Annotated in this window: 18 protein-coding genes; 12 read left to right on the plus strand and 6 right to left on the minus strand. The window is 38.8% G+C overall.

From position 1 onward, the window contains the following. Positions 1-315 precede the first annotated feature (315 nt). The 7 genes from thrS (at position 316) to HMPREF9455_RS06575 (ending at position 5897) form a co-directional block, all read left to right on the plus strand. Entirely contained in the window at positions 316-2268 is a 1953-nt protein-coding gene (gene thrS, locus HMPREF9455_RS06545) for a threonine--tRNA ligase (RefSeq protein ID WP_006798840.1), read from the plus strand. A 72-nt stretch (positions 2269-2340) separates the two neighbouring features. Next, a complete protein-coding gene (gene infC / locus HMPREF9455_RS06550) occupies positions 2341-2973 on the plus strand; it encodes a translation initiation factor IF-3 (protein ID WP_006798841.1) in 633 nt (210 codons plus the stop codon). A 54-nt stretch (positions 2974-3027) separates the two neighbouring features. Further along, complete coding sequence (gene rpmI / locus HMPREF9455_RS06555; RefSeq protein ID WP_006798842.1) at positions 3028-3225, plus strand: 50S ribosomal protein L35; 198 nt, start codon at positions 3028-3030, stop codon at positions 3223-3225. 106 nt (positions 3226-3331) lie between these two features. Further along, complete coding sequence (gene rplT, locus HMPREF9455_RS06560; RefSeq protein WP_006798843.1) at positions 3332-3676, plus strand: 50S ribosomal protein L20; 345 nt, start codon at positions 3332-3334, stop codon at positions 3674-3676. A gap of 158 nt (positions 3677-3834) precedes the next feature. Continuing rightward, positions 3835-4500 carry a 3-keto-disaccharide hydrolase gene (locus tag HMPREF9455_RS06565; protein WP_006798844.1) on the plus strand — a complete coding sequence of 222 codons (666 nt, stop codon included), beginning with the start codon at positions 3835-3837 and terminating at the stop codon, positions 4498-4500. A 151-nt stretch (positions 4501-4651) separates the two neighbouring features. Then, the gene (locus HMPREF9455_RS06570) at positions 4652-5449 is read left to right on the plus strand and encodes a helix-turn-helix domain-containing protein (protein ID WP_006798845.1); all 798 of its coding nucleotides are present in this window, start codon (positions 4652-4654) and stop codon (positions 5447-5449) included. A 79-nt stretch (positions 5450-5528) separates the two neighbouring features. After that, positions 5529-5897 carry a VOC family protein gene (locus HMPREF9455_RS06575; protein WP_006798846.1) on the plus strand — a complete coding sequence of 123 codons (369 nt, stop codon included), beginning with the start codon at positions 5529-5531 and terminating at the stop codon, positions 5895-5897. A gap of 63 nt (positions 5898-5960) precedes the next feature. On the opposite strand, the gene HMPREF9455_RS06580 is transcribed toward HMPREF9455_RS06575, so the two are convergent. Next, entirely contained in the window at positions 5961-7601 is a 1641-nt protein-coding gene (locus HMPREF9455_RS06580) for a fumarate hydratase (protein WP_006798847.1), read from the minus strand. A 216-nt stretch (positions 7602-7817) separates the two neighbouring features. Here HMPREF9455_RS06580 and HMPREF9455_RS06585 point away from each other — a divergent pair, with 216 nt between their 5' ends. Beyond that, a complete protein-coding gene (locus HMPREF9455_RS06585; RefSeq protein WP_006798848.1) occupies positions 7818-8990 on the plus strand; it encodes a hypothetical protein in 1173 nt (390 codons plus the stop codon). Here the strand turns inward: HMPREF9455_RS06585 and purN are convergent. Further along, positions 8987-9553 (minus strand): phosphoribosylglycinamide formyltransferase, encoded by a 567-nt coding sequence (gene purN, locus HMPREF9455_RS06590; RefSeq protein ID WP_006798849.1) that lies wholly within the window; start codon positions 9551-9553, stop codon positions 8987-8989. The genes HMPREF9455_RS06585 and purN overlap by 4 nt on opposite strands. A 153-nt stretch (positions 9554-9706) precedes the next feature. On the opposite strand from purN, the gene HMPREF9455_RS06595 reads away from it, so the two are divergent. The 3 genes from HMPREF9455_RS06595 to rnc are packed head-to-tail and all read left to right on the plus strand — an operon-like array spanning position 9707 to position 12058. After that, positions 9707-9943 carry an acyl carrier protein gene (locus HMPREF9455_RS06595; RefSeq protein WP_006798850.1) on the plus strand — a complete coding sequence of 79 codons (237 nt, stop codon included), beginning with the start codon at positions 9707-9709 and terminating at the stop codon, positions 9941-9943. A 21-nt stretch (positions 9944-9964) separates the two neighbouring features. After that, a complete protein-coding gene (gene fabF / locus HMPREF9455_RS06600) occupies positions 9965-11227 on the plus strand; it encodes a beta-ketoacyl-ACP synthase II (RefSeq protein WP_006798851.1) in 1263 nt (420 codons plus the stop codon). 9 nt (positions 11228-11236) lie between these two features. Further along, positions 11237-12058: a ribonuclease III gene (gene rnc, locus HMPREF9455_RS06605; protein WP_006798852.1), complete on the plus strand. Its 822-nt coding sequence runs from the start codon at positions 11237-11239 to the stop codon at positions 12056-12058. Between the two features lie 70 nt (positions 12059-12128). On the opposite strand, the gene HMPREF9455_RS06610 is transcribed toward rnc, so the two are convergent. From HMPREF9455_RS06610 to asnA, 4 genes are all read right to left on the minus strand, one after another. Then, positions 12129-14129, minus strand: a complete 2001-nt coding sequence (locus tag HMPREF9455_RS06610; RefSeq protein ID WP_006798853.1) for a hypothetical protein — start codon at positions 14127-14129, stop codon at positions 12129-12131. A 496-nt stretch (positions 14130-14625) separates the two neighbouring features. Next, on the minus strand, positions 14626-15597 hold the full coding sequence (locus HMPREF9455_RS06615) for a hypothetical protein (RefSeq protein WP_044215516.1): 972 nt from the start codon (positions 15595-15597) through the stop codon (positions 14626-14628). 421 nt (positions 15598-16018) lie between these two features. Next, positions 16019-17689: a nucleoside kinase gene (locus HMPREF9455_RS06620; protein WP_044215518.1), complete on the minus strand. Its 1671-nt coding sequence runs from the start codon at positions 17687-17689 to the stop codon at positions 16019-16021. 155 nt (positions 17690-17844) lie between these two features. Beyond that, positions 17845-18882, minus strand: coding sequence for an aspartate--ammonia ligase (asnA, locus tag HMPREF9455_RS06625; RefSeq protein ID WP_044215521.1), 1038 nt, complete (start codon positions 18880-18882; stop codon positions 17845-17847). Positions 18883-19117: 235 nt separating this feature from the next. Between asnA and HMPREF9455_RS06630 the strand changes: the two genes are divergently transcribed. Then, positions 19118-20473, plus strand: coding sequence for an NAD(P)/FAD-dependent oxidoreductase (locus HMPREF9455_RS06630; RefSeq protein WP_006798858.1), 1356 nt, complete (start codon positions 19118-19120; stop codon positions 20471-20473). Positions 20474-20503 lie beyond the last annotated feature (30 nt).

Consider the following 20503-nt stretch of genomic DNA (forward strand, 5'->3'; position numbering starts at 1 on the left):
TGTCAGGTTTTAACCAAACATGGTTAATAAACGTGAATATGGTGATAAGCTAGAATTTGCGTCTTTGCGTGAGAATACTATTAACTGTAAATCACTTATACGATAGCCTGAGCTAACGGCTAAAAGCTATCAGCTAATAGCTAAAATATGTGTTACCTTTGTTACTTTTTTTACCTTTTTTATAACCGGTCATCAATAGCCGCTTACCGAAATAAAATAGACAGAATATCACATCTGTTACAAAAAATGATTATTTTTGCAAGTTCAAAAAAGCAGCTTGTTTGTAGGAGCTGCATAATTAAATAGAAACTAAAAATGATAAAAATTACATTTCCGGATGGTTCTGTGCGAGAATTTGCAAAAGGAACCACATCGATGCAGATAGCAGAAAGCATCAGTTCGCGTCTGGCTCAGGACGTACTTGCAGCCAAAGTCAATGGACAAGTATGGGATTTGACCCGTCCAATAGACGAAGACGCGACGATCGAACTGCTGAAATGGGAAGATGAAGACGGCAAGCACGCTTATTGGCATTCTTCCGCCCATCTTATGGCCGAAGCCATACAGATACTTTATCCTCATGCCAAATTTGGTATCGGACCTGCCATCGAAAATGGATTTTATTATGATATAGACTTTGGTGATACTCCCGTAAAAGATGCGGACTTTGCTAAGATAGAAGCAAAGATGATGGAGCTTATCGCCAATAAGGAAGAAATCAAACGTCAGAACATTACCAAATCAGATGCAATAAAGATGTTCGATGCCCGTCACGAGAACTATAAAGTAGAGCTAATAAACGATCTGGAGGACGGTACCATCACAACATATACACAAGGTGTGTTTACAGACCTTTGCCGCGGGCCGCACTTACCCAATACATCTTACATTAAGGCTGTAAAAATCCTTAGTGCGGCAGGTGCATACTGGCGTGGCGATGAAAAGCGTAAACAACTTACCCGTCTCTACGGTATCACTTTCCCTAAAAAGAAAATGCTGGACGAGTATCTGATAATGCTTGAAGAAGCCAAAAAGCGCGATCACCGCAAGATCGGAAAAGAGCTGGAATTGTTCGCTTTTTCCGAAAACGTAGGAAAAGGGCTTCCATTATGGCTTCCACGTGGTACTCAGTTACGTTTGAAACTAGAGGATTTCTTAAAGAAAATCCAGCGTAAGTTTGATTACCAGCAGGTAATGACTCCGCACATAGGCAGTAAGATATTGTATGTTACTTCGGGACATTACGAAAAGTACGGTAAGGATTCTTTCCAGCCTATCCATACACCGGAAGAAGGAGAAGAGTTCTTATTGAAACCGATGAACTGTCCTCACCACTGCGAGATTTACAAAATAATTCCACGCTCATACAAAGACCTGCCTTTGCGTCTGGCTGAGTTTGGCACTGTTTACCGTTACGAACAAAGCGGGGAACTTCATGGCTTAACCCGTGTCCGTGGATTTACTCAGGACGATGCGCATATATTCTGTACACCTGAGCAATTGAAAGCTGAATTCCTGAAAGTGATGGACATTGTTTTCATTATCTTTAAGGCGCTTGACTTCGAAAATTTCGAAGCCCAGATATCTTTGCGCGACCCTGAAAACCGCGAAAAATATATTGGTAGCGATGAAAACTGGGAAAAAGCAGAGCGGGCTATTATAGAAGCCTGTGAAGAAAAAGGCCTGCCTGCAAAAGTTGAACTTGGTGAAGCGGCCTTCTATGGTCCCAAACTCGACTTTATGGTAAAAGACGCCTTGGGCCGCCGCTGGCAGCTGGGAACAATACAGGTTGACTATAATCTCCCTGAACGTTTCGAACTCGAATATACAGGAGCGGACAACCAAAAACACCGTCCGGTGATGATTCACCGTGCTCCGTTTGGCTCGATGGAACGCTTCATTGCAGTGCTTATCGAGCATACTGCAGGTAAATTCCCGTTATGGCTGGCGCCTGACCAGGTGGTAATATTACCTATCAGCGAGAAGTTCAATGATTATGCTCACAGAGTGAACAGCTATTTCAAGCAACAGGGAATTAGTTCGCAGGTGGATGACCGTAATGAAAAGATCGGACGTAAAATCCGCGATAATGAGTTGAAAAGAATCCCTTATTTACTCATTGTAGGCGAGAAAGAAGCAGAAACAGAAGAAGTTTCGGTAAGAAAACAGGGTGAAGGTGATAAAGGTTCGATGAAATTTACTAACTTTGCTGCCCAATTGAATGAAGAAGTAGAGAAAATGATGAATGCATGGGAGCAGCAATCCTAAGTATTCGTTATTTATATTTTTGAAAATTAAATATTTAAATAAAAAAGATAAAGGAATTCTAACAGTTTTTGAATGAGAAACAACAGATTTAATAATCGCAAAGAAGAGTTACACAAAATCAATGGAAATATTCGGGCTCGGGAAGTCCGTTTAGTCGGTGACAATGTAGAACAAGGTGTATACACCATAAACGAAGCCTTACGACTAGCTGATGACCTCGAACTTGATTTGGTTGAAATTTCTCCAACAGCCGATCCCCCTGTTTGTAGAATCACCGATTATCAGAAGTTCCTTTATCAGCAGAAGAAAAAACAGAAAGAAGCTAAAGCCAAGTCTGTAAAAGTTGTGGTAAAAGAGATCCGTTTCGGACCACAAACCGATGACCATGACTTTAACTTTAAGCTCAATCATGCGAAAAACTTCCTTGAAGAAGGAGCAAAAGTGAAAGCTTATGTATTCTTCAAAGGACGTTCGATCCTGTTTAAGGAACAAGGAGAGGTCCTTCTACTCCGTTTTGCTACAGAACTTGAAGATTTAGGAAAAGTAGATCAACTGCCTGCACTTGAAGGTAAAAAGATGATTATGATGCTTTCCCCTAAGAAGCAACCGGTAAAAGCTCCGGCTCCGGCTAAACCGAAAGACGGTGAGAAAAAGGTTATCGAGAAAAAAGCAGACAAACCAAAAGAAGAGAATAACGAAGAATAAACGAATACTTTGTATGTATCCGTACTTTATAAATAATTAAATTAATAAACTGAGATGCCAAAAATGAAGACTAATTCCGGTGCCAAAAAGAGGTTCGCCCTTACCGGATCAGGAAAAATCAAAAGAAAACATGCTTTCAAAAGTCACATCCTGACTAAGAAAACGAAAAAACAAAAGAGAAATCTTACTCACTCTTCACTTGTTCACAAAGTAGACGAGAAAGCGGTGAAAAAATTATTAGCTCTTAAATAATCTATTTCGTTTTACAAAAGCAAGTTTTAAAGATTTATTAACCGGATGTATGCACCAAAGAGTTCCCAAACGAAGGGAGCCGCTGACATTCAAAACAATGTAAATTATGCCAAGATCAGTCAATCATGTTGCTTCGCGCAACCGCAGAAAAAAAGTACTAAAACTAACAAGAGGTTATTATGGAGCCCGCAAAAATGTGTGGACAGTAGCCAAAAACACATGGGAAAAAGGTCTTACCTATGCATTCCGTGACCGTCGTGCTAAAAAACGCAACTTCCGCGCACTGTGGATACAACGTATCAACGCTGCTGCACGCCTTGAAGGAATGTCTTATTCCCGCCTGATGGGAGCTCTTCACAAAAACGGAGTGGAAATCAATCGCAAAGTTCTTGCCGACCTAGCTATGAACCATCCTGAAGCGTTCAAAGCAATTGTAGATAAAGTAAAATAAATCACTTTACTATATAAGAAAGACCTGACAAAATTGTCCGGTCTTTTTTTATTTAATCCGGATAATAATTTCTTGAAATTCTTATATCTAATTGTTAAAAAAGAGATACATTTGTTCACCTTATGATTTATTTAAATGTATTACTAAAAACAAATGCCATGAAACGTATCTTTTTAATCTCATCAGTTTTATTAATTGCCTGTTCTTTATCCGTTTTATCAGCTAACAAAAACAAATGGAAACCACTCTTCGGGACTAATCTTTCAGACGCAAATTACAACCCGGAAGTATGGAGCGAAAAAGACGGAGTACTAGGTGCCATAAAAGACGAATCTATCTGGACTACCACCGAATATGAAAACTTTGAGCTTGATCTCGAATTCAAAACAGATGAAGCAACCAATAGCGGAGTAGTCGTTTACTGTACAGATACCAAGAACTGGATACCCAATTCGGTAGAAATACAAATAGCCGATGACCATAGCGAGCATTTCAAGAATGCCAAGCCATACGAAAAATGCGGTGCTATCTATGGCCATCTGGGTGCAAACAAAGACAAAGTAGTAAAGAAACCGGGAGAATGGAACCACATGCATATAAAATGTGAAGGACAGCATATCACTGTGACACTTAATGGACAGAAAGTTACAGAGATGGATATGAGCAAATGGACTTCGGGGACAACAAATCCTGATGGAACAAAAATTCCAAGTTGGCTGCCTAAACCATTCGCCGAACTACCGACAAAAGGATTTATCGGTTTGCAGGGAAAACATGGGAACTCCTTAATCTGGTTCCGCAATACAAAAATACGTAGTTTATAATAACGATCTGAATATCTGATTTACTTACGAATAGGGCGATAAAATCATTTATCGCCCTATTCGTTATACCACAATGTCCTTTTTTTACAAGACAAAGAAAAGATAAGTACTTAACTTTGCACCTATTTCATTTTTTCATATATTTATCTTAATGGAAACTTTCAGATTCATACAACCTTCACCAATACTGGCTCCATTTATTAAGCACTATTGGATATTGGAAATAGATGGGATTAATACCGTTTCGGAGCGGGTAATCCCTACGGGATTTATGCAAATGATTTTCCACCGTGGTGACAGAATGAACACACTATCCGATAATAAAATGCAACCCCAATCATTTATTTGCGGACAATCGACAGGTTTTACAGATTTAGTGTCTACCGGTAAAGTAAATATGATTGTCGTTGTTTTCCATCCTTTCGGAACCAAAGCATTCTTTCCGATGCCTATGAATGAGTTTTATAGAATGGACGTATCGTTTAGTGACTTCAATGATAATTCTCTGAGAGAGTTAGAAGACCGTATATATCATGAAAAAGATAATAATAAAGCAATTGCCCTAATAGAATCCACACTTATTTCCCGTCTAAGGGTATTCGACAATCACAATTGGAAGCGGATAACGGAAGTAATAAAGGCCATAAATCACAAGCACCAGTCCAGTATTGCATCTTTATCTGAAATAGCATGCCTTAGCTATAAGCAGTTTAATCGTATATTTACAGAATATGTGGGCACTAATCCGAAAGAGTTTACACGCATAGTACGCTTTCAGAGGGCATTATACATCCTACAAAATACACCGTACATTAATATCACAGGCCTGGCCTTCGATTGCGGATATTACGACCAACCTCATCTGATAAAAGAATTTAAAGCTTTTTCCGGCTATACCCCTCCCGAATTTATGTCGGTTTGCACCCCTTATTCCGATTATTTCTCGTAGCAGATTGAATGTCCTTTTTTTACAAGATCCCGAAAGCCGGACACATTACTTTTGTAAAGTCAAACTAAAAACAAATTTTATGAAAAGACTAGTCGCATTTTTCGAAATTCCCTGCAAAGACTTTGACAGGGCAGTAAAGTTTTATGAATCAATATTCGGTATCAGCATGAGCAAATGTGATTGCGAGCATGAAAAAATGGCTTTCTTTCCGGGTGAAGACGGTAAAAACTCCGGCGCAATTTCATGGGCGGAAGATTTTATCCCGTCTCAAAACGGAGTTCTTATCAGCCTCAATTGTGAAGATATATCCGCTTCCTTAGCTATTGTTGAATCGAAGGGGGGAAAGGTCGTAATTCCTAAAACAAAAATAGAGGTCGAAGGGCTAGGGTATTTTTGTGTATTCGCCGACTGCGAGGGTAATCACATCGGGCTATATTCCGATAAATAAGGAGATAAAAAGAGGCTGCTGAAACGGGCAGCCTCTTGTATTTGTATTATAAACTAACCGGATTCAGCACATCGCGCAATTAACCGGATTCAATTGTTGGAAGAAATCATTCCCCTTATCATCGACTAAGATGAACGCAGGGAAATCAACTACCTCAATTTTCCAGATAGCCTCCATGCCAAGTTCAGGATACTCAAGACACTCAAGGCTTTTGATGCTGTTCTGTGCCAGGATAGCCGCCGGACCACCTATACTACCCAGATAGAAGCCGCCATGCTTATGGCAGGCATCCGTTACCTGCTGGCTACGGTTTCCTTTGGCAATCATGATAAGACTACCTCCTTGCGACTGAAATGAGTCGACATAGGAATCCATACGCCCCGCTGTAGTCGGGCCCATAGATCCGCTGGCATAGCCTTTCGGAGTTTTTGCCGGGCCTGCATAGTAAATAGGGTGATCTTTTATATATTGTGGTAAGCCTTCCCCGTTATCAATTCGTTCCTGCAATTTTGCATGAGCAATATCACGCCCAACGATAATTGTGCCCGTAAGGGACAAACGGGTTGAAACAGGATATTTAGTCAGTTCTGCAAGAATTTCTTTCATCGGACGGTTCAGGTCTATCTTTACTCCACCCGCTTCTCCTGCATTGCGTAATTCTTCAGGGATCAGACGAGCCGGATTATCTTCCAGTTTCTCCAACCAAACCCCGTCTTTATTGATTTTACCTTTAATATTCCTATCTGCCGAACAGGATACGCCCATTCCTACCGGACAAGAGGCTCCATGGCGAGGAAGACGGATCACACGGATATCGTGAGCAAAGAACTTACCACCGAATTGCGCTCCCAGACCTAACTCCTGGGCTGCCTTTAATAGTTTTGCCTCCATCTCCAGATCACGAAAAGCCTGACCACCTTCATTGCCTGAAGTAGGTAGGTTATCATAATATTTTGTAGAAGCCATCTTCACTGTCTTCAGATTTGTTTCGGCGGAAGTACCACCAATAGCAAATGCAATATGATAAGGAGGGCAAGCCGCAGTTCCCAAGGATTTCATTTTCTCTATAAGAAATTTTTCCAGTTTACCGGGAGTCAGCAATGCTTTCGTTTCCTGATAAAGATAAGTCTTATTAGCTGAGCCTCCACCTTTGGCTACAAATAAGAATTTATACTCATTACCGTTTACGGCATATAAATCTATCTGCGCAGGAAGGTTGCTTCCTGTATTTATCTCCTTATACATGTCCAAGGGCGCATTCTGTGAATAGCGCAGATTGTCTTCTGTAAAGGTATTATATACTCCTTTCGAAAGAGCTTCCTCATCATTTCCTCCAGTCCATACATTCTGACCTTTCTTACCCATTATAATCGCTGTACCTGTATCCTGACAGAACGGTAGTATACCTTTAGCCGAGATCTCGGAGTTACGCAGAAAAGTAAGCGCCACAAACTTATCGTTATCACTGGCTTCGGGATCGGCAAGAATTTTCGCAACCTGTTGCTGATGTTCGGGGCGAAGTAAAAATTCTACATTGTGGAATGCATGTTGAGCTAATAAAGTAAGTGCTTCCGGTGATACTTTTAAAATTTCCTGACCTTCAAAGTTTGCTGTAGAAACGAAGTCTTTCGACAAGAGATAATACTCTGTTGTATCTTTTCCAAGAGGGAAAGTTTCCTGATACTTAAACGGAGGTGTTGCCATGAATTAATATTTTTATAGTTGATTTATTATATGCAAAAGTAGCAAATATCTACAACCTTATCAAGGATTGCAAGTCTATAAAATAACAAAATGAAATTCTAATTATGCTAAATTTTGTAAGAGTAAAATATCTTTCAATAAAAACTTGTATATTTGTTGCGTATATACTAACTAGGGTTATTATATCAAATACATAAATTGCATAAAGAGACACAAATGAGTACAAGCAAATATATAATAACATTAATATTCCTACTGCTTATCCCGCTGTTTGCAGAAGCCCAGATATATAGGGCTCCTACAAAGAAAGAAGCTGAGCAGATAGGGAAAAAAATATATATCATCAGTACAGGTGATACCACGCGCGTAGTAAATAGGACTAGTGGTGGACTGACAGATGAATATTCTAAATTCTTGTTTATTAATAACCGCAATGCAGCGGTTGACTCCATATTTGGAGAAACGGATCCCACATACAGTGGTTTAGAGGAGGCTGCTTTAGATGTAGATCGATTATTACGTGAAGTAGCTGAAGAAAAGAAGATCAACAACGAAAGGAATGATGCTTTAGGTTTCCGGCTAGCCAGAGATTACCGGAACAGAAAAAAGAAAGAGCAAGCAGCAATGAACATAGCTGACAGCCTGATGAAAAAAGATGCCTCTATCGAGGAACTAACCAATATGTATATCGGATTTAACGGGAAGCCGACCTATTATATTAATGGCCTCGAGGTTCCGTTTTCTGTAACGAATCAACTCTATCCATCAGAAGTCATCAAGCGTGAGATGCGAGTTACCGATACTGCATCGGGAAATCCATTTGGTGAGATTTGGTACCTTGTATCAGATAAAACGCTGAATAGATTAAAAATCCCTATCGATCTGACAAATGACTACCTATTCAACAATAATGTAGCCACTACGGCAATCACTGTTCCTGTAAACAATACTTCTGATGCAAATAGAAAAGCGCCTAAAGCGCCGGAACCTGTTATCAGAAGGGAGATCACTGCCGATGGCAAGCAGGTAGACCGTGTGGTAAAAACAGAGGAAACAGATATACCTGAAGAAAAAAGTGCCACTGAATCAACAACCAGGATTATCTCCAGAACTGTAAATGATGAAAAAGTAGGTACAGACGAAAATGCCACTTATATAATAAACAGACCGGGTATTAAACGGGTAGCCAATCCTCCTCAGTCTACCATAAGGCAACAACATTACAATAGTAATAGTAGTACTACTACAACTAATAATAATGCGCAAAACCAAAACAAGCCGGCCAAAGTTGAAGAAGAAAAGAAACAGCAAGATAATACTCCTAAAACCGTTCCCAAAAAGTCAGTTCGCAGGATAAAAGAAAGATTACAAAATCAGTATAAAGATTAACTTTTCAACACCTTATCTATAATTAAAGGAAAGTATGTGTACTCCAGTGCATGTACTTTTTTTGCAACATCTTGATAGCTATCGGTTACAGAAACAGGACATTTAGCCTGAAAGATTACAGTTCCTTCGTCGTAATTTTCATTTACATAATGTATCGTAATCCCGGATTCCGACTCACCCGCTTCGACCACTGCCTTATGTACATTATCTCCATACATCCCTTTTCCTCCGAATTTTGGCAGTAAGGCCGGATGTATGTTAATTATCTTATTAGGATATGCCTGTAGCAGATTTTCCGGAATTTTCAGCAGGAAACCTGCCAATACAATAAAACCGACCTCTTTTTGCAACAAGCACTCAAGGACTTTATCTGTATTGTAAAAGTCGTTTTTTGAGTATGTAACAGATTCTACCCCCAGATTTTTGGCCCGCTGATGTACATATGCATCCTCTTTGTTCGAAACGATAAGTTCTATGCTTACAGTCTCGTTATTAGCAAAATATTTTATTATATTTTCGGCATTAGAACCTGAACCTGAAGCGAAAATTGCTATTTTAGTCATAAGAATAATTTAAGATGGCTGCACACAAACAAAAAAAATGTGCAATTTTAACTATTTTATCCACAAAATATTTGTTTCATATGTATAAAAAACTGTTACTTTGCACCGACAAAATTAGAAATAAAAATTAATTATTAATCAAAACTAGAAATTATGTCAGAAGTAGCATCAAAAGTGAAAGCAATTATTGTTGATAAGTTAGGTGTAGAAGAATCTGAAGTAACAGATACTGCTAGCTTTACAAACGACCTAGGAGCTGACTCACTTGACACAGTAGAATTAATCATGGAATTTGAAAAAGAATTCGGCATTTCTATTCCAGATGATCAGACTGAAAAAATCGCTACAGTAGGAGATGCTGTCTCTTACATTGAAGCAAATGCAAAATAATTTTTTTTCCAATATTTACTTATGGAATTAAAAAGAGTAGTAGTAACAGGTCTAGGCTCGGTATCTCCTCTTGGCAACGATGTAGCCACTACATGGAACAATGCCATCAACGGGGTGAGTGGGGCTGGACCTATTACTCATTTTGACGCGTCAAAATTTAAAACACAATTCGCTTGCGAAGTTAAAGGATATGATCCTTCTGTCTATCTGGACAGGAAAGAAATGCGCAAATGCGATAGATATACATTACTTGCTATAGGTGCTTCCGAAGAAGCTATCGCAGATTCAAAACTTGATTTTTCAAAAGAGAACTGCGATCGCATAGGTGTTATCTTCTCCGCTGGCATTGGTGGTATAAAGACTTTCGAAGAAGAAGTCAGTTATTATGCGAAAAATGAAGAAAACGGGCCAAAATTCAATCCTTTCTTTATCCCTAAGATGATTTCGGATATTGCAGCGGGACTTATTTCGATTCGTCATGGTTTGCGCGGCCCCAATTACGGAACCGTATCGGCCTGTGCTTCATCTACCCATAGTGCTATAAACTCTTTCGACATTATCCGTATGGGTAAGGCTGATGTTATTGTAGTGGGCGGTGCGGAAGCAGCTATTACAGCTGCCGGTGTCGGTGGTTTTAATGCCATGACTGCATTATCTACACGCAATGATTCGCCTGAAACAGCCTCGCGTCCATTTAGCGCCAGCCGCGATGGGTTTATCATGGGAGAAGGTGCAGCATGTCTTATTTTCGAAGAACTGGAACATGCCCTTGCCCGTGGAGCTAAAATCTATGCTGAAGTAGTTGGCGGAGGTATGTCTGCGGATGCTTATCACTTAACAGCCTCTCACCCGGAAGGATTAGGAGCTAAGTTGGTAATGAGAAATGCTTTGCAGGATGCAAACATGAACCCTACTGATATGGATTATATTAATGTGCACGGAACATCTACCCCGGTAGGCGACCCATCCGAGATAAAAGCTATCAAAGAAGTATTCGGTGAGCATGCATATAATCTGAACATCAGTTCTACAAAATCAATGACTGGGCACTTATTAGGTGCAGCAGGAGCTTTGGAAGCCATGTTCTGTGTATTGGCGGTTCAGAACGATATAGTTCCTCCGACAATAAACTTTACAGAAGGTGATGAAGATCCTGAAATAGATTACAAACTGAACCTTACATTCAACAAGTCTCAAAAGAGAACTGTTAATGTAGCACTTTCCAACACATTTGGTTTTGGCGGACATAATGCATGTGTGATAGTCAAAAAGTTTAAGAAATAGGAAAACAACGTGCTTAAAAAGATATATCGAGGTATAAGGCTTCTTCCTAAAAGAGGGAAGGAGCCTTATGTATCTTTTTGCAAAATACTTGGGTTCTATCCGTACAATATTACATTATACGAACAGGCCTTATTACATAAGTCATCGTCTATAAAACTTAAAGATGGCAGATGGATCAACAACGAACGCCTCGAATTCCTCGGTGACGCTATATTGGATGCAATTGTAGCTGATATTGTATTCAAAGAATTCGAATATAAGAAAGAGGGCTTCCTTACCAATATGCGCTCCAAGATTGTCCAACGCGAAACATTAAACAGACTCGCCTTGGAGATAGGTATAGATAAACTGATCAAAACATCGACAAGGAATACGACTCCCAATACTCACATGTATGGCAATGCACTGGAAGCATTCATTGGCGCCATATATCTGGATCAGGGCTATAGGGCTGCAAAACGATTTGTTTTTGAGCGCCTTATACAAGAACATCTGAACATAGAATCAGTGGCAGAACTAGAGGCTAATTATAAATCCAGGCTGATAGAGTGGAGCCAGAAACAAAAGATATCTGTTAGTTTTGATCTTATCGATAGTTTCGTTGACGAGAACAACACCCCTATATTCAAAACGGCTGTGATCATTATGGGAGAGCAAGCTGGCCTTGGCACAGGTTACTCGAAGAAAGAATCCCAGCAGAAAGCGGCAAAAGAAGCCTACAATAAACTACAACGTAATACAACTTTTCGCAATCATATATTTGAGTTATATGAACAACAACAGCAATTACAGAACGAAAAGTATGTAAATACTACTCCTGAGGAGGAATAACGTTACACTCTAAAAAATATAAAGAAAGCCACTTCAAAAAATAGAAGTGGCTTTCTTTATATTTATCAATTTATTTCACCGTATTGATACCATTAAATTCAGCTTGTTTTATAGCCCAAGCCATTATATTTCCAAATAATATAGAATTATACACTGTCTGATTAACATTCCCCATCGCAGATTCCCCATAATCGACACGTGGTATAGGTTGCATAGAGGAATTAATAGTGAAAGGACAAATCCCTTTATCTAAATATGTATTGCCGTAATACGGCCCCAAATTTGAATTAAAGCCACCATCACCTACCCAGAAGAGATTTAGAGTTTTATGCCTAAACATTGTGACACCGGGAAGTATATTGGCTCCTGTAGCATTTAACCGGCTTCCACCACTATAAGTATATATATCTCCCGCTGGTAATCCTTGTATAACATATGTCTGTGAAGCATCTTCACCCCATAGTTTTCCTCTGGCATCGCCAAACGGCCCGTTCAATATTTCATCATTTACGGAACTCAACGGGTAAACAGCACTTCGTGCATTCTTCATCCCCCCCGTGATATTAGAATCTGCAAAAATATTGCGGAAAAGAGCTTCTGCACTCACAGCATTACTTGTATAGTATTCTGTGAACATAACTAATACACCTCCTTTATTCAGATATTCCGTAAGTTGCTGTATTGTATTTGCATTAAAAGATACGAAAAAGCCTAGAACAACAATATCCGGATTCTTTGCCAACTCGGTACTAAGTGCTGATGCATTTATATAACCTGCACCATCTATATTCCCCTGTGTTTCACCCTTTATATAGCTATAAGAAAACGGCTTCTCTACTTTCACCGTGCTATTTTCCAATGAACCAAAGTTTATATCAGCATTCATCACCGCCAGCGATGCCGAATTTTGAATATAATATCCATAGTTTGTATTATAGTAACCTATTCCCAATATCTTTTTGGGAGTATAACACATATATACAGTAGCTTTACATGTGGCTACTGTTTTCTTACTATTCGAAGTAATAGTAAATACCTTATCATCCATACTATTAGGTACTCCATATCCTAATAATTTAACGGGCTGACTAGTATTATTTAATGTTCCTTCGGCTTTGAAATAAATACCATCGACAGTATTGGTTTCTATAATATATGTAGCACCTAATGCCTCTGCATCTACAGTTAATACCATGTCTATATAATGCTCATCAGTATCGAGCGGAACATCGATTTTATACACTCCTCTCACCTTTGTCTTACTACAATCCATCGAATAGAGAGGCTTCTTCGAAGAATCTTCCACCTTCACATACAGAGGATCGCATGAAGACAATGGTTTTCCATTAAAAACGATCTTCATCAAATCCCCATCGCTACCCGCACCGGTCGCCGGTGTATAATCAATCGGCGTACCCGCCCCGGGTACTGTTATAAAATAGTACCCTGTTGTCATAAATATACCCGAGGCAGTAAAATAATATCCATTATCCGGGTCCGGCATAATAGTGACTGTATAAGCTCCGGATTTTGTTACAAGCAAAGGTATAGTCACATAATTAGATGAATTCAATGACACCTTATTCTGATACTGACCATAGAAGTTTAAAGAATCGCAATTGGTTATGGTAGCTATTGCATTTCCCATTTTTTCCTGGAAACAGTTCCATTTTTCACCATCCCACTGATTTAAACCTAAACACAATTCATTTTCATCATCCGCGACCAAATTATATACAATAAGCCCGGTATGAGCTAATTTTTCGGATGCATATTCCGGATCCATATCATCCGGATTATAAGTGGAATTATCATAATTTGAGGGATTATATCCGGCTTCTCTAACAAAAGGATATAATTGGTATTTCTTTTCCAAATTTACCCTGGGTAAAAGTAACCCTCCTTTATCGACGGTCGGGCCTCCCGTCTTATCTATCTTCTCCTTTATATCCAGCAATGCGGCTTTTTCCGGTGAGTTATTAGACCCAACGGTAACCTGAGCTTTCAATCCGGACGTAAGTAATAGCATGACTAACATGCCATGCAGCCAACAGAATCTCTGTAGTGTCATAAATTTAAATTAGTAAGTAATTATTCTATAGTTTTGTCAATCACGTTATTGTTTTATAAAGAGAAATTTAGCCAGCAATAGTTCTGCACGACGGTATACTGCAACGAACCTTCTCAGGCATGGAAAAAAGCAGATATAAGAAGACAAACAATGCTAATGCAAAACTATTGTTGTCTAAATTTCCTTTACTTATTTCTTATAAAACAATTCTTAAAGAACTACTAAACACGACGGGTAAATACTTCATCATAAAAGATTAGATCAGGAAAAAATCCTCTTTTTAGATATTGTAAGTTTTGTCTCTACATATAGATACTATTTATAATAATATCTATCCCTATATTTGTCTTTAATTCATCTTATCTAATGCCAAAATTAGATATTCACATTTTATATAATCAGCATAAATGTGAAAATAAAGCATTTTCATTTGTCAATAAAAGAGGCGCACAGGCACCCCATCTCCTAAAAAATGACAATATACTCCGCTCTGCTATTAAAGTGTAAGACTCTCTATATTTTTGACGTACTCATTTTGCTTATTAAAGAATTCTGAACGCTGAATCTCATTACTTTGAGATATGAGTGTAGAATACTTCAATAATGAGTCGATCCACATTTTATGCCTCTTTGAAACTTCTGTATTGTACACTGTAATAGGATCTGTATAAGTCCAAAACTGTGTTCCGGTCTCATTATCATGTCTAAACCAGATACTATTTGATGCAATATTTAAAGTAGAGCAATACAAGTCTGTTTTTACACCATTCTCATCAACCCCTTTTCTTGTGTCATTTTCAAGCTTGTTGATTACCTTATATAAGTCTTCCTGCAAAAGAAAGAGTTCTTCCTTTGTTATCAGCCTGCGTCTGTAAAAATAAATTATTTCTTTCACTGTAGACAAAATAAAGCTAGGACACAATATAGCTGTAACCTGATTTACCTTAGTTGCCGCATAGCGGTATCTTTTATGAACAGTCGAGACTTGAGAGGGTGGAGAAAATTCGGACAAATAAAAATTGAGAGGAACCTCCTGTGTTTTATGTATCCATTTGTAATAATAGAACTTAGACAAATTCTCATATAGCATATAATAAGGAAAAGGCAGCTGGTTTGCCGTAAAGAATATTTCCGACTCTTTACTTTTTTGCATTTTTTTATATATCTCAGCCGCAACATCCACTATTTCTGAGTACACATCCAACGGATCCGCCGATTTGGGAACAGGTAAGTCAAAAAAAGCCCTGTTCTTTTGCTCTTGTCCTGCTATTTCATCTAAAGAAAGTCCTAGTTTCAGAGATATAGCAATGACTTCTTCGAAAGTAAAAGGAATCTCATTTCTTATCCGTCTATATGCCGATTCCCTGCTTAGATTCAATAAATCCATTAGAAACGAAACAAGTTTCTCCCCTTCCGGCAGAGAGTTGTTTATTGACGTAACAAGCATTTCATTTATTATAGTTTTCATAAAAAAGAAGACACCTCAGGTAAGGTGGTATAGTTATTAATAAATATTTGTGTATTTGCATTTAAAAACAATGCATTTTAGCTTTAAACAAAAATAGACGTTCTTAAGTCATTCACAAAGCACATTTCAGTCAATTTAACTTGACTTTCAACATATATATGATTCAAAACAAACAAACTAAATTTAAAATCAAACCAAAAAGAGCAACATTAAACAAAACAAACAAATAATGACACAATTTATATGCACAAGAATCACATTCAAACATAAAATGACACACAAATAATGTAATATCCTTTTTATAACCTAATTAACATTTATCCCTTAGCAATAGTATTTCAATAAAGCCCACCTCAAAGAAGACTACCAATATTTTAAACTGGCAGCCTTCTCTCTTATTTAATCAAGTCTGTTTGCTATATTAATATTTAAAACTACTTCCTCCCACAAACTCTCTCAACAAAGATGTTGGTGGCAGCTCCCTATCGTTTATATAATTGAAGTATTTCAGAAATTTAAGCAACCTGTGCGCCTCTGCATATTCAAGAGCACTGTTAGGTACCTGAGAAAGAATTGGTTCTGCATAACGACGTAAAGCCGCAAATTCATACATCATAGCCGAATTAAACATTACATCGGCATTCTCCTGATACGGAAAAATCCATTTATCTTCTCCTTTACGCACACTCGCCCAACGCGACAGGGTATCTATAGCAGAATAGCTACGATAGCGATAGTCTCGAATCAAGCGGCGCAGCAAACGGTTATCTGTTGTAGGTATCCAGTTATGATTATCCAACGAAATTGTGGTTAAAGCCGAAACATATATCTTGAATTTCTGATAATCGGGAATTCCAATTGTTAAATCCGGATTCAACCCGTGTATGCCTTCTATAACTAATATTGTATGCTCATCGAGTTTCAGTTTATCACCCTTATATTCTCTTTGGCCGGTAGTAAAGTTAAACGTCGGCAATTCGATTTCCTCACCTTTCAACAAACTTTCCAGATCTTCATTAAATTTAGGTATATCCAAAGCATATAATGATTCAAAATCATATCCGCCATCTTCATCTAAAGGCGTCTTATCGCGGTCTACAAAATAGTTATCGAGAGAAAGCCCCACAGGCTTCAAGAGATTCACCATAAGTTGCACCTCGAGACGCATACGAAACGTAGTTTTTCCTGAAGACGAAGGTCCCGATATAAGCACAACTCTCACGCCGTCTTCGGAGCGGGATGCGATTTGCTCTGCAATATTGGCGATTGTCTTTTCCTGATAGGCCTCCGAAACCTTTATCACACCCGGCATAAGACCTTCCTGATTAGCTTTGTTCATATCGCCAACATTATCCAAACCTATTATATTAAGGAACTTAAGATGTTCTTTATATACATTATACATCTTCGGTTGCTCTATGACAGGCTCAAGTTCAACCGGATTACTACGGTTAGGCACACGCAGCAGTAATCCATCATTATACAAGAGTAAATCATATATATCTATATATCCGGCAGATGGTACAAGGCAACCATAAAAATAATCGACAGAGTCTCCCAGACGGTAGTATTTAGAATACATCTCACCCGAAGTCTCCAACAGAATGGCTTTATCTTCGAAACCTCTTTCCCTGAACATCTTTACAACCTGCACTGTTTCTTCTTCAACACCTTCGAAACGCATATCAGCATCGATATATTCTTGTATCTTAGCTTTTATAGATTCAATAGCCGCTTGATCTATAACAGAAGATATATTGATAATGCGGCAGAAATAGCCTAACGAAATAGGATGCTCTATATAAAGTTGTCCTTCCGGGAAAATTTCCGAAACTGCCTTTGCCAGTAAAAAACACAGTGAACGCACATAAGTCCGCATCCCTGAAGGCTCAGTCAACTCTACAAATGTCACTGTTTTATTATGATAAGCCTGATAGTCCAGCGGTTCTGTCTTATTATTAACCCTTGCATTTACAACCGGAAATTCTGTTTTCAGAGAAAAACCTTTGAGTATATCGATCAGGCTTGTCCCTACGGGGAAGTTCTTATAACTGTCTGTATTTGTGCAGTGAATAGTTACCTTATTTTCCATGTTTTGTCTAGTTGAATAATTAAAATAACGAAGGATGTCTTTAATAAAAAACATCCTTGAATTATAAAGTTAAGAAAAATAATCCACTTACAACTTCAATCCTGATTCTTTCAGCATCTGAAAAGTACTTATTTAAATCTTTTTATGAAAAGTCCTTATATCAGAGGCATTCCCAGGCTTTCGGCCTCTACACGCATTTTTGCCGGCCATATACCAGCTTGAATTTCTCCTATATGTGCTTTTCGTAAATAAAACATACATAGCCGGGACTGCCCTATTCCACCTCCGATAGATTGAGGAAGCTCACCATTAAGCAAACGTCTGTGGAAATATAATTGTGTACGGTCTTCCTGGCCTGATTTTTTCAATTGCTCAAGCAACACTTCTCTGTTGACACGGATACCCATTGAAGAAAGCTCCATTCCTTGCCCCAACACCGGATTCCAGACAATAAGATCTCCATTAAGTCCGTTAAACCCATTCTCAGACCTGGTAGTCCAGTCATCATAATCGGGAGCACGTCCATCATGCGGTTCGCCGTTACTCAGTTCTCCTCCAATACCTATAATAAAAACAGCGCCATATTCTTCCGCCACTTTATTTTCCCGCTCTTTAGACGAAAGGCCCGGATATTTTTTAAGCAATTCCTCCGCATGGATAAACTTGATCTCACTGGGCAGAATCGGCACTATAGCAGGAAATGCCTCGTATACAAGATATTCGGTACGGACTAAGGCGGCATAGATACGACGAACAACTTCCTTCAAAAAATCGAGATTACGATCTTCCGGGGACATTACCATCTCCCAATCCCATTGGTCTACATACAGAGAGTGTAAATTACCCAATTCCTCATCTGCACGTATCGCATTCATATCTGTATAAATACCATAGCCTTCGTTTATACCATAATCAGCTAAAGTAAGACGTTTCCATTTTGCCAGTGAATGAACAATCTCCGCACGCTCATCTCCCATATCTTTTATCGGAAAATTAACGGCACGTTCCACACCATTCAGGTCATCATTTATCCCCATTCCCTTTAATACGAATAAAGGAGCGGTAACACGACGTAACCGGAGTTCTGATGATAAGTTTTGTTGGAAGAAGTCTTTTATTCGCTTGATCCCCATTTCGGTTTGTTGTAAGTCAAGCAAAGCATGGTACTGTTTTGGTTTTATTAAATAGCTCATTTTGGTATTTTGAACGTTTTTGCTGTTAAATAACACGCAAAGTTAACTTTTAAATATTAATATGAAAACATTTTCACACCAATTAATACATTATGACATTCCATCCTAAACATATATCATCCCCATAGATAAGCATTTACGGTTGGCTGATGAATAAAAATAATGTATCTTTGCCCTGGTCGAATCCGAACCTAGACGAAAATGCCATAAAAACTCTAATTATCATAAACTACTAATGCCTAATAGAAAAATTAACAGAAGAAAGTTTCTTAAAGTTGCTGCCATTACCAGTGCAGCAGGATTAATTACCGCAACAGGAATATACAAACTGACAGAATTCTCAAGTAATGCGAAAGGTAAAATTGTCATAATCGGTGGAGGAGCCGCCGGCCTCAGCATGGCCGCCCTACTGCAACGCTGGTTGGATGAACCGGACATCACCCTTATCGATCCCAGCGATCGCCAATACTATCAGCCTGGATTCACCCTGGTTGCATCGGGGGTGTACACTCCTGATGAAGTATGGAAAGATCAGAAAGATTGTGTACCCAGCCAGACAAAATGGATAAAAGATATTGTAAAGGAAGTGAATCCTGTGAGCAATCAGATAGTAACAGAATCAAACGGTAATATAAGCTATGATTTTCTTGTACTCACCCCGGGATTACAAATAAACTGGGAGAAAACAGAAGGAATCACCAAAGATACATTAGGGCTGGGAAATGCCCATTCTATATATGACTTCGAAGGAGCTCAGAAAACATGGACTGCTATTCAGGAATTTTCCAAGACAGGAGGAAAAGGTATCTTTACAGACACTTACACCAAACATAAATGCGGAGGTGCTCCTAAAAAAATATGCTTATTGGCTGAACATTACACTCGTAAACAAGAAACAAGAGACAACGTTACCCTCAGCTATTACACCGCGGCAAATGAGCTTTACGATGTGCCATATTATACTCCGCGCTTACTGGAGATATACAATGAACGAAATATTCCAATACACCTGACTACTCGTCTGAAGGGAGTGGACACATCTGCCAAACGTGTATATATGGACCATATAGAAACTATCGGAGATGAGAAAATCATAACACCTATCACCGAAGATTATGAATTCCTACACTTTACTCCTCCTATGTCTGCTCCGGATTTTGTAAAGAATTCAGGACTATCCTGGACTGAGGGAAAATTAGCCGATGAAGGCTGGGTCATGATAGACAAAGAGACATTGGTGCACAAGACATATTCCAATATTATTTGTTTAGGTGATTGCGCGGGAATTCCTACCAGCAAAACTTCTGCCGCTGTGCGTAAACAAGTTCCTGTAGCTGCAATGAATCTAATTTCTCTGATGGACGGTAAATCTCCGGAAATGAAATACAATGGATATGCAGCATGCCCTATTATCACTGACTACGGGCATGTTCTTCTTTGCGAATTTGATTATGATAAAAATCCTCAACCATCAGCACCTTTTACCATGATGGATATGTCGAAAGAGCAAGCTGCAGCATGGCATCTAAAGGTAAAGGTTTTGAAACCATTGTATTTTAACGGGATGTTAAACGGATATGGCTTGTCGTAACAAGATATGAAATTCCTGAACCCCGATTAA

Origin of the sequence: Dysgonomonas gadei ATCC BAA-286, from assembly GCF_000213555.1 — a bacterium.
Lineage (GTDB): Bacteria > Bacteroidota > Bacteroidia > Bacteroidales > Dysgonomonadaceae > Dysgonomonas > Dysgonomonas gadei.

Coding starts and splice junctions, on each gene's coding strand:
- thrS (WP_006798840.1), top strand. CDS start 316: ATGATAAAAATTACATTTCCGGATGGTTCTGTGCGAGAATTTGCAAAA.
- infC (WP_006798841.1), top strand. CDS start 2,341: ATGAGAAACAACAGATTTAATAATCGCAAAGAAGAGTTACACAAAATC.
- rpmI (WP_006798842.1), top strand. CDS start 3,028: ATGCCAAAAATGAAGACTAATTCCGGTGCCAAAAAGAGGTTCGCCCTT.
- rplT (WP_006798843.1), top strand. CDS start 3,332: ATGCCAAGATCAGTCAATCATGTTGCTTCGCGCAACCGCAGAAAAAAA.
- HMPREF9455_RS06565 (WP_006798844.1), top strand. CDS start 3,835: ATGAAACGTATCTTTTTAATCTCATCAGTTTTATTAATTGCCTGTTCT.
- HMPREF9455_RS06570 (WP_006798845.1), top strand. CDS start 4,652: ATGGAAACTTTCAGATTCATACAACCTTCACCAATACTGGCTCCATTT.
- HMPREF9455_RS06575 (WP_006798846.1), top strand. CDS start 5,529: ATGAAAAGACTAGTCGCATTTTTCGAAATTCCCTGCAAAGACTTTGAC.
- HMPREF9455_RS06580 (WP_006798847.1), bottom strand. CDS start 7,601: ATGGCAACACCTCCGTTTAAGTATCAGGAAACTTTCCCTCTTGGAAAA.
- HMPREF9455_RS06585 (WP_006798848.1), top strand. CDS start 7,818: ATGAGTACAAGCAAATATATAATAACATTAATATTCCTACTGCTTATC.
- purN (WP_006798849.1), bottom strand. CDS start 9,553: ATGACTAAAATAGCAATTTTCGCTTCAGGTTCAGGTTCTAATGCCGAA.
- HMPREF9455_RS06595 (WP_006798850.1), top strand. CDS start 9,707: ATGTCAGAAGTAGCATCAAAAGTGAAAGCAATTATTGTTGATAAGTTA.
- fabF (WP_006798851.1), top strand. CDS start 9,965: ATGGAATTAAAAAGAGTAGTAGTAACAGGTCTAGGCTCGGTATCTCCT.
- HMPREF9455_RS06610 (WP_006798853.1), bottom strand. CDS start 14,129: ATGACACTACAGAGATTCTGTTGGCTGCATGGCATGTTAGTCATGCTA.
- HMPREF9455_RS06615 (WP_044215516.1), bottom strand. CDS start 15,597: ATGAAAACTATAATAAATGAAATGCTTGTTACGTCAATAAACAACTCT.
- HMPREF9455_RS06620 (WP_044215518.1), bottom strand. CDS start 17,689: ATGGAAAATAAGGTAACTATTCACTGCACAAATACAGACAGTTATAAG.
- asnA (WP_044215521.1), bottom strand. CDS start 18,882: ATGAGCTATTTAATAAAACCAAAACAGTACCATGCTTTGCTTGACTTA.
- HMPREF9455_RS06630 (WP_006798858.1), top strand. CDS start 19,118: ATGCCTAATAGAAAAATTAACAGAAGAAAGTTTCTTAAAGTTGCTGCC.